Below are 13,502 nucleotides of genomic sequence, written 5' to 3' on the forward strand. Positions count from 1 at the left end.
CAATGTGCCATTCACGGACTTCTAGGACACTGTCAGGGTGTCGACGTCGAACAGGGAACCCGCGCCGCCCCGGAAGACCAGGTGGAGCGGGCCCGAGCCCGGCGTCACCGTCGCCGAGACCGTCTGGAACGTCTCCCAGCCGCCCGTGACGGGCACCGTGACCGTGCCCAGCAGGGTGCCGGTCGCCGAGCCGTCGCGGATCTCGATCGTGCCGCCCGCGCCGGCGGAGGACACGACCGCGCTGAACCGCGTGATGCCCGCCGTGCTCACCGAGGCGTACCCGGCCCAGTCGCCGTTCTCGATGTAGCCCAGGGTGTTCCCGCCGCTCGCCGGAGCGTGCGGCGCGATCTGCACGCCCGAGCCCGACGTGAACGACTCACCCTCCACGGTGGTGGCCGGGGAGGACCCGCAGTCCGCCGGGACGACCCCGGCGGCGTACCGGATCCCGCCGAGCAGTTCGGTCCGGAACGCGGTGTCTGCGTACGACTCGATCGTGTGGCCGAGCCCGGTGTAGAACGCGCGGCCCGCGCCCTGCGGGTGACACCACGTGATCGGGTGGTCAGCACCCATCTCGCCGCCGGTGTAGCTGGACTCGTCCAGCGTCTGCAGCACGTGCACGTTGCCACGCGGGTTCGTCCGGTAGTTGTACAGCTCGTCCGTCCGGGTCCAGACCGCCGGCAGGTGCGCCGTCGCCGGGTGGGTGCCGTCCTCCGTCACGAACCGGGCCGCCTGGATCGCCGGGTGGCTCTTGAACCAGGCGCCGACGAGCGTGCCGTACCACGGCCAGTCGTACTCGGTGTCCGCCGCGGCGTGAATGCCGAGGTAGCCGCCGCCACCCTCCACATAGGACTCGAACGCCGCCTGCTGCGTGGCGTCCAGGACGTCACCGGTGGTCGACAAGAAGATCACCGCCCGGTACTTCGCCAGTTCGGTGGCCGTGAAGACCGAAGCGTCTTCGGTCGCCGTCACCCCGAACCCCTGAGCCGCGCCCAGCTCCCGGATCGCCTGGATCCCGGCCGGGATCGAGTCGTGCCGGAAGCCGGCCGTCTTGGAGAACACCAGCACGTCGTACGCGGGATCGACCTGGGTCGGCATGGTGCTCAGGCTAAAGGTGTCGATGTCGAACAGGGAACCGGAACCGCCGCGGAACACCAGGAACAGCGGCCCGGACCCGCTCGACACCGACGCCGTGACGGTCTGGAACACCTCCCAATCCCCGGTCGAAGGCACCGAAACCGTGCCCAGCAGCGTCCCGGTGGCCGACCCGGACCGGATCTCGATCGTGCCGCCGGCGCCGGCCGACGACACCCGTGCGGTGAACGTCCGCGCGCCCGCCGTGCTCACCGACGCGTATCCGGCCCAGTCGCCGTTCTCGATGTAGCCCAGGGTGTTCCCGCCGCTCGCCGAGGCGTGCGGGGCGATCTGGACCCCCGAACCGGACGTGAACGACTCCCCTTCGACCGCGCCCGCCTGGGTGGCGGTGGTGAAGGTGAACGCGTCGACGTCGAACAGGTTGCCCTGCCCGGTGACACCCTTGAACACGAGGTACAGCGTGGTCGTCCCGGACGGCCGGTTCGCCAGGTTCGCCGTCACGGTTTGGAACGTGTCCCAGTCCCCGGTGTTGGCGACGGCCGCCGACCCGAGCAGGGTGCCGGTCGGCGAACCCGCCCGGACCTCCAGCGTCCCGCCGGGGCCGCCGGACGACACACGCGCGCTGATCGACGTCGCGTTGCCCAGCGCGTACGGCGTGAACGAGATCCAGTCTCCGTCGTCGGTGTACCCGACGGTCCGGCCGCCCTCCGCGGAACCGTGGTCGGCGAGCTGGATCCCGGACTGGGCCGAGAAGTGCTCACCCTGGCGGTGCCGCGGCTGGAGCTTGTGGACGCTGTGCGACGTCAGCCCGCCATTGTCGGTGTACTGCGCGTCGAAGACGCCGAAGATGTTCGCCGCGGCGTCGTGCTCGCCGTCGACCGGGACGGCGATCGAGCCGCTGCACCCGGTCTGCTGGGTGATCTGGTGCTGGTGGCTGTCGTGGCCGAGGAGGTAGGTGACCTTGACCTTCGAGCAGTCGAGCGGCCCGTCCTCCGGGTCGCTGCCGGTCACCTGGAACGGCACGGTGTCCCCGAAGGAGAACAGCTGCCCGTCCGCCGGCACCCCCAGGGAGATCGACGGCGCGGTGTTCCCGACCGTGACGACCAGGCTCGCGGTGCCGGTCAGGCCCTCCGGATCGGACACCGTGAGCGTCGGCGAGTAGGTGCCGTTGGTGGTGTAGGTGTGCGCGGGGTTCGCCGACGTCGACGTCTGACCGTCGCCGAAGTCCCAGCGGTAGCTCAGCGCCCCGCCTTCGGGATCGCTGCTGCCCGCGGACGAGAAGGTCACGGTCAGCGGGTTCGGGCCGGACGTCTTGTCGGCCGCGGCTTTCGCGACCGGGTTGCGGTTCGTGCCGGCGAGGTACTCGATGCGGTGGAGCGCCTGGTTGTCGTCGCCGGTGCCGTAGTCGAGGACGTACAGGGCGCCGTCGGGACCGAACGCCATGTCCATGACCTGCGTGCCGGTCCACGGGAAGTCCTCGATGGTGCCGCGGCTGCCGTCGGCGTTGACGGTCACCGCCTTGATCCACTTGCGTCCGTACTCCCCGGCGAAGTACTTGCCGTCCAGGGACTGCGGGAACTTGACCGTGGACGTCGAAGCGGCGTCGTAGCGGTAGACCGGACCGCCCATCGGCGACTCCGAGCCGCTGCCGAACTCCGGCGGCGAGCCCTCGTCGCCGGCGTACTTGATCCACGCGGGCTTCGGCACGGGCAGCTTGGCGAGCCCGGTGTTGCGGAACGAGGAGTTCGTCGGGCCGCCGGCGCAGTCGTACTTCGCGCCCGACGGGCCGCTCGGGAACGTGAAGTGGTTGTACGTCTCGGTCGTCGTGTTCGAGCCGGTGCAGTACGGCCAGCCGAAGTTGCCCGGCTCGGTGATCCGGTCGAACTCGACCTGACCCTGCGGCCCACGGTTCGGATCGGTGACGCCGGCGTCCGGGCCGTAGTCGCCGAGGTAGACGACGCCGGTCGGTTTGTCGACACTCATCCGGAACGGGTTGCGGAAGCCCATCGCGTAGATCTCCGGCCGGGTGTTCGCGGTCCCCGGCGCGAAGAGGTTGCCCGACGGGACCGTGTACGTCCCGTCGGCTTGCGGGTGGATCCGCAGCAGCTTGCCGCGCAGGTCGTTCGTGTTGCCGGACGAGCGTTGCGCGTCGAACTGCGGGTTGCGGGTGGTCCGTTCGTCGATCGGCGAGTAGCTGTCGGAGGAGAACGGGTTGGTGTCGTCGCCGGTGGTGAGGTAGAGGTTGCCGGCGGCGTCGAAGTCGATGTCACCCCCGACGTGGCAGCACTGGCCGCGGTCGTTGGCCACCTTGAGGACGACCTTCTCGCTGGCCAGGTCGAGGGTGTTGTCGGTCTTCAGGACGAACCGCGACAGGTGCAGCTCGCCCTTGAACGGCGCGAAGTCGGCTTCGGTGCCGTCGGTCGGCGCGTCACCGTCCGGTGTGGACAGCCGCGGTGAGTAGTACAGCCAGACGTAGCGGTTGGTGGCGAAGCCGGGGTCGGCGGCGACACCCTGGAGGCCTTCTTCGTCGTGGGTGTAGACGTTCAGCTTGGCCGCGACGGACGTCGCGCCGGCCGCGGTGGTGACGCGGACGGTGCCGTCGCGGGAGGTGTGCACGACCGAACGGTCCGGCAGGACGGCGAGCGACATCGCCTCGCCGAGCTCGGCCGCGCCGGTGGCGAGGGCGACCTGCTGGTAGTCCGCGGGCGGGATGTCCGCTCTGGCCGGAGCGTCGACGGTGAGCAGGAGGCCGGCGCCCAGGAGCGCGGTGCCGAACAGCCTCGCCCACTTCGGTGGGGACGGAGACATGCCTGTTCCTTCCTGATTTTGAGCGTGCTTCGCCCCGGTGTGGCGCGAAGCCGGTTTCGATCGCCTTCCGACGGGGCTGGCGGTCACCCGCTGAACAGAAGCGTTGATGCGTGCGTGAGCGGTCTGCCGCGGCTTGTCGTGAGTGGTTAGGGCGGTTAGAACCGCCCTAACCACTCACGACGCTGGCGGCAGGGTGCGGCACCCTTACGGTTTCGAGGAGAAGGCGGCGTCGAACGCCGCCGTGGGTGGGGTGAAGTTGAGCTTGCGGACGAACTCGAGCGCTTCGGGAGCGCCGATGAGCCGGTCCATGCCCGCGTCCTCCCACTCGATGGAGATCGGGCCGTCGTAACCGATGGCGTTGAGCATCCGGAAGACGTCCTCCCAGGGGACGTCTCCGTGGCCGGTGGACACGAAGTCCCAGCCGCGGCGCGGGTCGGCCCAGGGCAGGTGGGAGCCGAGCCGGCCGTTGCGGCCGTTGAGCTGCTTGCGGGCCTCCTTGCAGTCGACGTGGTAGATGCGGTCCTTGAAGTCCCACAGGAACCCGGCCGGGTCGAGGTCCTGCCAGACGAAGTGCGACGGGTCGAAGTTCAGCCCGAACGCCTCGCGGTGGCCGATCGCCTCGAGCGTCCGGACCGTGCTCCAGTAGTCGTAGGCGATCTCGCTCGGGTGCACCTCGTGGGCGAAGCGCACGCCGACCTCGTCGAACACGTCCAGGATCGGGTTCCAGCGGGCGGCGAAGTCGGCGTACCCGCGTTCGATCATCGACGGCGGCACCGGCGGGAACATCGCCACCGTGTGCCAGATCGACGACCCGGTGAAGCCGACCACAGTGGACACTCCGAGCTTCGCCGCGGCGCGGGCGGTGGTCTTCATCTCCTCCGCCGCCCGCTGCCGGACGCCCTCGGGCTCGCCGTCGCCCCAGATCCGGGCCGGCAGGATGGCCTCGTGCCGCTCGTCGATCGGGTGGTCGCAGACGGCCTGGCCGAGCAGGTGGTTCGAGATCGCCCACACCTTGAGGTCGTACTTGGCCAGTGTCGCCAGCTTCGCCTGGACATAGCCGTCTTCCGCCACCGCTCGATCCACTTCGAAGTGGTCACCCCAGCAGGCGATTTCGAGGCCTTCGTAGCCCCAGCCGCTCGCCAGCTCGCACACCTCCTCGAACGGCAGATCGGCCCACTGCCCGGTGAACAGGGTCAACGGTCGTGCCATGTCTGACCTCCTGGATGAGTCCTACTCGGTACGGACCGCCGCTAGCAGCAGATCCTTGACTTCGGTGGCGTGGATCTTTTCGCGCGCGAGCGCCGGATCGGAGCACAGCAGCACAGGCCCGTCTTCGGGAGAGTCGGGCAGGCGCCCGTGGCTGCCGCGCACCGGCGTGGGGTCGAGCGGGACGACCTGCATCGAGTAGCGCAGACCGAGTTTCTTGCGGACGAGCGCGGACGCCGCCTTCAGCTTCACCGCCGGATCGTCCGGGTCGAAGAACAGCTCGGCCGGGTCGTAGCCGGGCTTGCGGTGGATCTCGACGGTCTTCGCGAAGTCCGGCGCGCGGTCGTCGTCGAGCCAGTAGTAGTACGTGAACCACGCGTCCGGCTCCGCGATCGCGACCAGTTCGCCCGCGCGTTGGTGGTCGATCCCGATGCTCGCCTGCCCCGGACGATCCAGGACGACGTCCACACCGGACAGTCCGGCGACGATGTCCCGCACCCGCGGGATGTCGGCGGGGTCGGCTACGTAGACGTGCGCGACCTGGTGGTCCGCCACCGCGAACGCCCTTGACGTCCACGGGTCCAGGTACTCCATGCCGGCCTGGACGTACACGCTGAGCAGGCCCTCGCGACGCAGCGCCCGGTTGATGTCCACCGGCCGGCTCGCGTTGGTGATGCCGTACTCCGAGAGCGCGACGACGGTGTGCCCGCCGGCGGCCGCGAAGTCCAGCAAGGGCTTCAACGCGGTGTCGATCTCGCGCGCGGCAGCTTCGGCCTGGGGCGCGTCCGGGCCGAAACGCTGCAGGTCGTAGTCCAGGTGCGGGAGGTAGACGAGCGTGGTGTCCGGCTGGTCTTCCGCCATGATCTTCTGCGCCGCGGCGATGATCCACTTCGACGACGTGATCGCCGCCGTCGGCCCCCAGTAGGTGAACAGCGGGAACTCGCCGAGCGCGCCGACGAGCCGGTCGTGCAGCTGCGGCGGGTGGGTGTAGGCGTCCGGGGACTTCTTGCCGTCGGCGTGGTAGATCGGCCGCGGGGTCACCGTGAGGTCGACGTCCATGCCCATCGCGTACCACCAGCAGACGTTGGCGACCTTGTGGCCGGCCTGCGCGCGGCGGGCGGCGTCCCAGAACTTGTCGCCCTGGACCAGCTTGTTGTGCTGGCGCCAGAGGAGGATCTCGCCGAGGTCGCGGAAGTACCAGCCGTTGCCGACGATGCCGTGCTCGGCCGGCTGCAGCCCGGTGAGGAAGGTCGACTGCACCGAGCAGGTCACCGCCGGGAACACCGTGTCGAGCTGCGCGGTGAAGCCGGGCTCGGCCATCCTGCGCAGGTTGGGCATGTGCGGGAGCAGCCGAGGCGTCAGGCCGACGACGTCGAGGACCAGCAAACTCATTCCGTAACCTCTTCCAAGCCCAGTTCGATCAAGGAACGCCGCGCCCAGTCGAGCTCGGCGGCGATGCCCGCGACGAGCCCGGCGTCGTCGGCGGGTGCGTCCGGGAGCACCTGCCAGGTGTAGGTCTCGACCTCGACGTGGTCGGTGCGCGCGGTCGCGCCGCCGAACAGCTCGGCCAAGGTCGCGGCCAGCACCGGCCGGGTCGAGGTCAGCGGCGGCGCCGGGTCGGCGTGCAGCGGCACGTGGAAGTGCACCCGCCACGGCGCCTCGCCGGGCAGTCCCCCGGCCAACGCGAGGTCCAGGTCGTCGGCGCCCGGTGGAGCGCTTTCGTTGCTCTGGTGCAGGAACCGCGGTTCCACGAACGATTCCAGGGCCTTCCGGGTCGCGGGATCAGCGGGGCTCGCGGCTTCCAGTGCCGCCGACGCCTGGAGCTTGACGACGTCGAGCCCGGCGGCCGCCAACCGCCCGAGCGCGGCGCCGGGGTCCTCGAACCCGACCGCGAGGTGACAGGTGTCGAGGCAGACGCCGAGCCAATTCTTGTCCACTTCGGACAGCAACGCGGCCGCCTGCGTCGTCGTCTCGATGACGCAGCCGGGCTCGGGCTCGAACGCCACGCGGACCGGACGGTCCTGCCTGGCCAGCCCCTTGGCCAGCAGTTCGAGCTGGCCACCGTCGTCCCGCCACTCCGTGCGCCACCCCAGCGGCAACGTCGAGACGCTGCCGCGGACGGCGTCCTCCGGCATCAGCTCGGCGAGCAGCCGAGCCAGGTCGAGGGTGTACTGCGTCCGCTCGGGCGTCGACCAGTCCGGCCGGTACACCTTGTGCTTGACGACCGGGTCGTGGAAGCCCTGGTAGGGGAACCCGTTGAGGGTGACGACCTCCAGGCCGCGCGCGGCCAGTTCGCCGCGGAGCCGCGAGACCGCCGCCGGGTCGGCGACCAGCTCGCTCGCCACCGGGCGGGCCAGCCACAGGCCGAGCCCCAGCCGGTCCACCCCCAGCCGTTCCCGGACCGGCTCGCCGAAGCGGGCCAGCTGGGTGAGCACACCGGCGAGGTCCTCGGCCTGGTGCACGTTGGTGCAGTAGGCGAGGTGGACGGGCGTGCCGTCGGGGTGCCGGAACCTCACTTGCGCGCACCTCGCAGGATCGAGTTGCCCGCGAACTCGGCAGGCGCGGTGTCCGGCTCGAGGTCGAGCCGCCCGCTCTGGCCGTAGAACTCGACGGGGTTGCGCCACAGCACCCGGTCGACGTCGTCCTCGGTGAACCCGGCGGCCAGCATCGCGTCGCCGGTCCTGCGGGTCTTGAGCGGGTCGCTCTTGCCCCAGTCGGCGGCCGAGTTCACCAGCACCTTTTCGGTCCCGTATTCGCGCAGGATGGCCACCATCCGCTCTTCGTCCATCTTCGTGTCCGGGTAGATCGAGAACCCCATCCAGGAGCCCGACTCCTTGACCATCGCGACGGTCATCTCGTTGAGGTGGTCGAGCACCACGCGCTCGGGTGCGATCCCCGACTCGCGGACGACGGCGATGCTGCGCTCGGTCCCGGCGGCCTTGTCGCGGTGCGGGGTGTGCACGAGGGCGGGCAGGTCGTGGTCGATCGCCAGCGCGAGCTGCGCGGCGAACGCCTCGTCCTCCTCCGCGGTCATCGAGTCGTAGCCGATCTCGCCGACCGCGACCACGCCGTCCTTCTCCAGATAGCGCGGCAGGAGGTCCAGCACCGGCGCGCACCGCGGGTCGTTGGCCTCCTTGGGGTTCAGCGCGATCGTGCAGTGGTGGGCGATGCCGAACTGGCTCGCGCGGAACGGTTCCCAGCCGACGAGCGCGTCGAAGTAGTCGGTGAAACTGCCGACGTTCGTGCGGGGCTGGCCCAGCCAGAACGCCGGCTCGACGAGCGCGCGGACGCCGGCGGCGTGCATGGCCGCGTAGTCGTCGGTGGTGCGGGAGCTCATGTGGATGTGCGGGTCGAAGATGCGCATCAGGCGTCCTGTTCGGTCAGCAGCGGGAGGAGGTCGGCGGGCACGTCGCGGCCCGCGGCGGTGCGCTCGGCGGCGAACGACCGCATCATCCGCAGCAGCTCGTCGTCGGTCCGGCGGTCCAGCCCGGCCACCTCGGCCAGGGGGATGCCCATGAAGACGCACTTGAGGACGCCGTGGCGGTAGGCCGCGTCGTCCAGGTGGGCGGCGGCGTACTCCCCCATCGCGGCGGTGACGAGCCGGGGGTCGTTGGTCCGCAGCGCGTCGGCGACCAGGTCGAGCCCGGCAGCTCCTGTGTCCACAACGGACAGTCCACGGAGGACGGCCCGTTTTTCGGCGGCGTCGCCGTAGCGGTAGAGGTCGGGCATCTCGGCGGCCGCACCGGGTGCGGCCTGGAGCAGCCGGACGCGAGCGACGTCGTCGACCGTCCACCCCGGCGTGTCCGACGGACCGCGGCCGACGCGGCGGCCGACGCCGGGGAACAGCGTGCGCAACGCCGTCGCGTCGGTGGCGACCTTGCTCAGGGCTTCGTCGAGCCAGGCGTTCACGCCGTCACCGCCTTCCGCAGGAACTCCAGGGACTCCCGCGCGATCCGCGGGGCTGCGTGGCTGTCCCGCGGCAGTTCCACCGCGACCAGCCCGCGGTACGGCGACAGCGCTTCCAGCACGGGCGGGAAGTCGATCTCGCCCCGCCCGAACTCCAGGTGCTCGTGGGTGCCGCGGCGCATGTCGTCGATCTGGACGTTCACCAGCCGCGGCAGCGCCCGCCGGACGCAGTCGGGCACCGACGCGGACTCGTTGCAGCGGCAGTGCCCGATGTCCAGTGTCAGGCCGAACCGCTCCGGGTCACCCAGGCGCCGGGCCAGCTCGAAATAGCCGTCGAGGTCCTCGACGAGCATCCCCGGCTCCGGCTCGAAGCCGAGCTTGACGTCGTGCTCGTCGGCCGCCTTGAGCACGTCGGCACACCCGTCGGCCAGCTGTGTCCAGGCGTCCTCGGCGGGAAGCTCGGCGGGCTTGGTCCCGCTCCAGAAGGAAACCGCTTCCGCCCCGAGGTCCGCGGCGATCTCGACCGCCCGGGTCAGGAACTCGATGCGCACGGCCCGGTCGGGGTCGAGGAACGTCGGCGAGTGCTTGCGCCACGGGTCCAGCAGGAACCGGGCCCCCGTCTCGACGACGACGGCCAGCCCGAGCCGATCGAGGTCCGCGGCGACTTCGGCGGCGCGGCGGGCGAGATCCGGCCCGAACGGGTCGAGGTGCTGGTGGTCGAGGGTCAGCGCGACGCCGTCGTAGCCCAGGTCCGCGAGGACGCGCAGGGCGTCGCCGAGGCGGTGGTTGGCGAAGCCGTTGGTGCCGTACCCGAACCTCATGTCGGCGACACCTTCCGGCTCAGCGCCCGCGCGATCGGGAACGCGGCGGCGACGGCCAGCGCCGAGCGCCACGCCCCGGTGCGGGCGATCAGCCCGGCCTGCAGCGGGATCATGCCGTGGATGCCCGCGCCGACCGCCCGCCGGATCTTCGGCGCGGCCGGGTCGCGGACGGCGTCGTACTGCGCCCGCCCGGTGGTCACCGCGTACGCCCCGAGCAGCGCCGAGGCCAGCGGGCCGACGCGGCCGGCGGCGACGCGCACCCCGGCCGTGGCGGCGAGGGTGGCCGCCGGCAGGGCGGGCTTGGCACCGTCCACTTCGGACCTTGACAACGTCGTCACCGCGTAGGTGTGGGCCCCGACGGTCAGCGCCGCGGGCACGGCCGCGCGAGCGCCGCCCGCGCCGAGCAGGACGTCGAGCGCGCGGGCCGCGGCCATCGCGGCCGGTCCGAACACGGTCTCCTTGAGCACGAAGTCGTACGCCCAGACCGTCGCGGCCAGCGGCAGGGCGACGCGCAGCGCCCGTTTCCCGCCGGCGGCCGCGGCGATGCCCAGCCCGCCCGCGGTCAGCCCGGTGGCGACGCCGAGCGCGGTGCCCGGCTTGACCCGGCCGGACGGGATCGGCCGCTCGGGCCGTTCCATCGCGTCGAGGTAGCGGTCGGTGTAGTCGTTGAGCGCCATGCCCGCCCAGTAGAGGCAGACGGACGCGCCGGTCAGAGCCAGCGTCCGGCGGCCGAACGGCCAGCCCGAGGCGGCGGCCCCGGCGACGGCGTCCCCGGGCACGGTCAGCGCCGCGGGCGCGCGGACGAGTTCGACGAGCGCCTTCACCGGTTCGCCCACTCACGCAGGGCCGCGTACTGCGACGCGAGGTCGTGCGGGCCGTCGCCGACGGGATCCTTGAAGAAGAACCCGAACTCGGCCACCGGGCCGGCGACGCCGTCGCGGCACGCCTTGCCGGTCAGCCGGGCCAGGTCGAGCACCAGCGGCGCGGCGAGCGCGGAGTCGCAGCCCTGCCAGGTGAGCTGCAGCGTCATGCGCGTGCCGAGGAAACCTTCGAACAGCACGTGGTCCCAGGCGGTCTTCCAGTCGCCGAGCGCCGGGACGTAGTCGATGTGCACTTCCCCGTCGACCTCCCGGCCGAGGTTCTGCGCAAGCACCTGCTGCTTCGACGCGTTCTTGCTCGACGCCGCGCCGGGGTCGGTGAGCGTGGCACCGTCCCCGCCACCGAGCAGGTTCGTGCCCGACCAGGACAGGACGTTCAGCGCGCGCTGGGCGAACATCGGCGCGAGCACCGACCGCAGCAGCGTCTCGCCGGTCTTGCCGTCGCGGCCCGCGTAGGGCTGCCCGGCAGCGCGGGCCAGTTCGTCGAGCGCGGGCAGCCGCGCGCCGGTGGACGGGGTGAAGTCGACAAAGCCACAGCCCGCGCGGAACGCGGCGTAGGCGTACAAGGCGCTGGGCGGCAGGACTTCCAGCGCATCCTCCAACGCGGCCAGCGACGCGTGCGCCGGGTGCGGCGCGCAGGGCGGTTCGGTGGAGGAGACGTTGAGCACGACGACGTGGTCCAGACCCTCGCGGAACTCGGTCAGGTCCGCGACGATCCGATCGACCGCCGGGCGCCCGCCGCCGGACGGCGCCGGGCGGAGCCGGGATTCGGCCGCTTCCAGCTCGGCCGTGACCGGGCCGGGCAGCGTGGCCGGCAGCACCCCCGCCGCCGCCAGCTGGTCCGCCCGCTTGACCAGCGGCGTGCCGACGACGTCGTGGCCTCCGAAGACCAGGTCCCCCAAGCCGGGCAGCGCCGCCCCGGCGAAGTCCGGCAGCTCGGTCACGCACCCCGTGCGCGCGGCGAGTCCCGCCCGCATCGCGGCGGCCCCGGCGACGGCCGTGGTGGCCACCGATCCGCGGGCTCCGATCAGCCAGACACCGATCTTCCCCATGTTTCCTCCCTGGTCAGTGGTTCAGCCCGCGCCCGCCGCTCGTTCGCCGGGCGCGCCGAGGCCCACCCCGTGTCCATCGGCCGGCGGGGGCAGGCGTTTCCCTTCGGTCATCCGCTGTCCCTTTCCGCCTGCACCGGCACCAGCGCCGGGTCGTCGAACACCGCCTGCAGCGCGACGTGCGCCCCGCCGCGCGCGGCCGCGGAGAACCCGAGCCAGGACAGCTCGACGCGGCAGCCCCCGATGCGAGGGGCGATCACCCGGGCCTCCAGCTCGGTCATCATCGGGCCCAGCAGGTACGGGCCCAGCTGGGCGAAGTAGCCGCCGAGCAGCACCACGCGCGGGTTGAAGACGTTGACCAGCACGGCCGCGCCGACGCCGAGGCCGGTGCCGACCTGCGCGAGCGCGTCGAGGGTCCGCTTGTCCTTCAGCTGGGCGCGGCGGCGGATCATGTCGAGCCGCTGTTCGAGGTCGAGCGACGGGTCGTGCACCGGGTCGGCCGGCGACGCGGCGAGCCGCAGCATCCCGGCCAGCCCGACGAGCGTCTCCCAGCAGCCGCGGCGCCCGCACCCGCAGACGCGGCCCCCGGGATCGACCTGGATGTGCCCGACCTCTCCGGAAAACCCTTCCGCACCACCGAGCAGCCGTCCTCCGGAGATCACGCCGCCGCCGACGCCGATCTCGCCGGTCAGGTACACCAGATCGGCGGTCCCGGCGACGCTGCCCATCGCGTACTCGCCGAGCGCGCCGAGGTTCGCGTCGTTGGCCGTGCGGATCGGGAACGACGGCGGCCCGAGCCGCCGGGTCAGCCGCTCGGTGATGCCGCGGACCACCGGGACGTCGGTCCAGTGCAGGTTCGGCGCGAAGGCGACGGTGCCGCTCGTGACGTCGACCAGCGCCGGGATGCCGACGGTCACGCCGGCCGGCACGACCCCGAGCCGCCGGCACTCCCGCAGCGCACGCGCGGTCAGCTCCGCGCCCGCGTCGAGCACCTTCGCCACCGGAAGGGCTTGGACGTCGAGCGCCACGCGCTGTTCGAAGAGCACGGTGCCGGTGAGGTCGAGGGCGAGCGCGGTCAGGTAGTCGACGTTGATCTCGACGCCGATGCCGCCGACGCCGCGGCCGTCCAGCTCGACGATCGTGCCCGGGCGCCCGACCGCGCCGGCGCGTTCGCGCTCGCCTTCCCGCGCCAGCCCGCGCTCGACGAGTTCCGAAACGAGGCTCGAGACGGTCCCCTTGTTCAGCCCGGTGTCCGCGGCGATCGCCGCCCGCGAGCGGGGTCCCGCATCCCGCAGGTGCCGCAGCACCAGCGCCAGGTTGCTCCGGCGGACGGCGGCCTGGTCGGCCGGGCGCACCGGTTTGAGCGAAAAGGAGGAGTCCACGCCGACACCACCCCGGTTCGTCTGGTGGTTCAACAAATTAGGTGCGGCGAAACGATCGGGTCAACGGCGCCTTTCGTGGACAAAAGCCACAGAAATCGTTCTGACCAGCGAAACTATCGAACGCGGCCAGCAAAAGGGTCCCACGGATGGAGCAGGGGTTAGGGCGTGCACCCGCCCGAATCCCACCGCCGAACGGGACCGACTTCCGTCGTGTACCGCTGACCGGGACGCAGGAACTCTTGCCGCGCAACGACGCGAAAGTGCCGCGACAGCACCGAAACTTTCCGCAAGCGCCCCAAGGTGGCCTTGGTTGCGCTCAACGCACCGAAGGCCGCCTTGGGTGCGTTGGACGCACCGAAG

The 13,502-nt window shown here is 71.6% G+C and carries 10 protein-coding genes; all 10 read right to left on the reverse strand.

The features are described from left to right. Positions 1–21: 21 nt before the first annotated feature. A complete protein-coding gene (locus QRX60_RS50630; RefSeq protein WP_332845813.1) occupies positions 22–3,900 on the reverse strand; it encodes a carbohydrate-binding protein in 3,879 nt (1,292 codons plus the stop codon). A 204-nt stretch (positions 3,901–4,104) separates the two neighbouring features. Next, positions 4,105–5,109: a sugar phosphate isomerase/epimerase family protein gene (locus QRX60_RS50635; protein WP_285998589.1), complete on the reverse strand. Its 1,005-nt coding sequence runs from the start codon at positions 5,107–5,109 to the stop codon at positions 4,105–4,107. Between the two features lie 21 nt (positions 5,110–5,130). Further along, a complete protein-coding gene (locus QRX60_RS50640) occupies positions 5,131–6,498 on the reverse strand; it encodes a nucleotide pyrophosphatase/phosphodiesterase family protein (RefSeq protein ID WP_285998590.1) in 1,368 nt (455 codons plus the stop codon). Next, entirely contained in the window at positions 6,495–7,622 is a 1,128-nt protein-coding gene (eboE, locus tag QRX60_RS50645; protein ID WP_285998591.1) for a metabolite traffic protein EboE, read from the reverse strand. Before eboE ends, QRX60_RS50640 begins: the two co-directional genes overlap by 4 nt. Continuing rightward, on the reverse strand, positions 7,619–8,470 hold the full coding sequence (locus QRX60_RS50650) for a TatD family hydrolase (RefSeq protein WP_285998592.1): 852 nt from the start codon (positions 8,468–8,470) through the stop codon (positions 7,619–7,621). The genes eboE and QRX60_RS50650 overlap by 4 nt, the downstream gene beginning before the upstream one ends. After that, the gene (locus QRX60_RS51545) at positions 8,470–9,015 is read right to left on the reverse strand and encodes an EboA domain-containing protein (protein WP_332845814.1); all 546 of its coding nucleotides are present in this window, start codon (positions 9,013–9,015) and stop codon (positions 8,470–8,472) included. Before QRX60_RS51545 ends, QRX60_RS50650 begins: the two co-directional genes overlap by 1 nt. Next, the gene (locus QRX60_RS51550; RefSeq protein ID WP_332845815.1) at positions 9,012–9,833 is read right to left on the reverse strand and encodes a sugar phosphate isomerase/epimerase family protein; all 822 of its coding nucleotides are present in this window, start codon (positions 9,831–9,833) and stop codon (positions 9,012–9,014) included. Before QRX60_RS51550 ends, QRX60_RS51545 begins: the two co-directional genes overlap by 4 nt. Continuing rightward, positions 9,830–10,657, reverse strand: a complete 828-nt coding sequence (locus QRX60_RS50660; protein WP_286003875.1) for an SCO3242 family prenyltransferase — start codon at positions 10,655–10,657, stop codon at positions 9,830–9,832. Before QRX60_RS50660 ends, QRX60_RS51550 begins: the two co-directional genes overlap by 4 nt. Further along, a complete protein-coding gene (locus QRX60_RS50665) occupies positions 10,654–11,763 on the reverse strand; it encodes an inositol-3-phosphate synthase (protein WP_285998593.1) in 1,110 nt (369 codons plus the stop codon). Before QRX60_RS50665 ends, QRX60_RS50660 begins: the two co-directional genes overlap by 4 nt. A gap of 107 nt (positions 11,764–11,870) precedes the next feature. Next, a complete protein-coding gene (locus QRX60_RS50670; protein ID WP_285998594.1) occupies positions 11,871–13,142 on the reverse strand; it encodes an ROK family transcriptional regulator in 1,272 nt (423 codons plus the stop codon). Positions 13,143–13,502 lie beyond the last annotated feature (360 nt).

It is taken from the genome of Amycolatopsis mongoliensis, assembly GCF_030285665.1.
Classification (GTDB): domain Bacteria; phylum Actinomycetota; class Actinomycetes; order Mycobacteriales; family Pseudonocardiaceae; genus Amycolatopsis; species Amycolatopsis mongoliensis.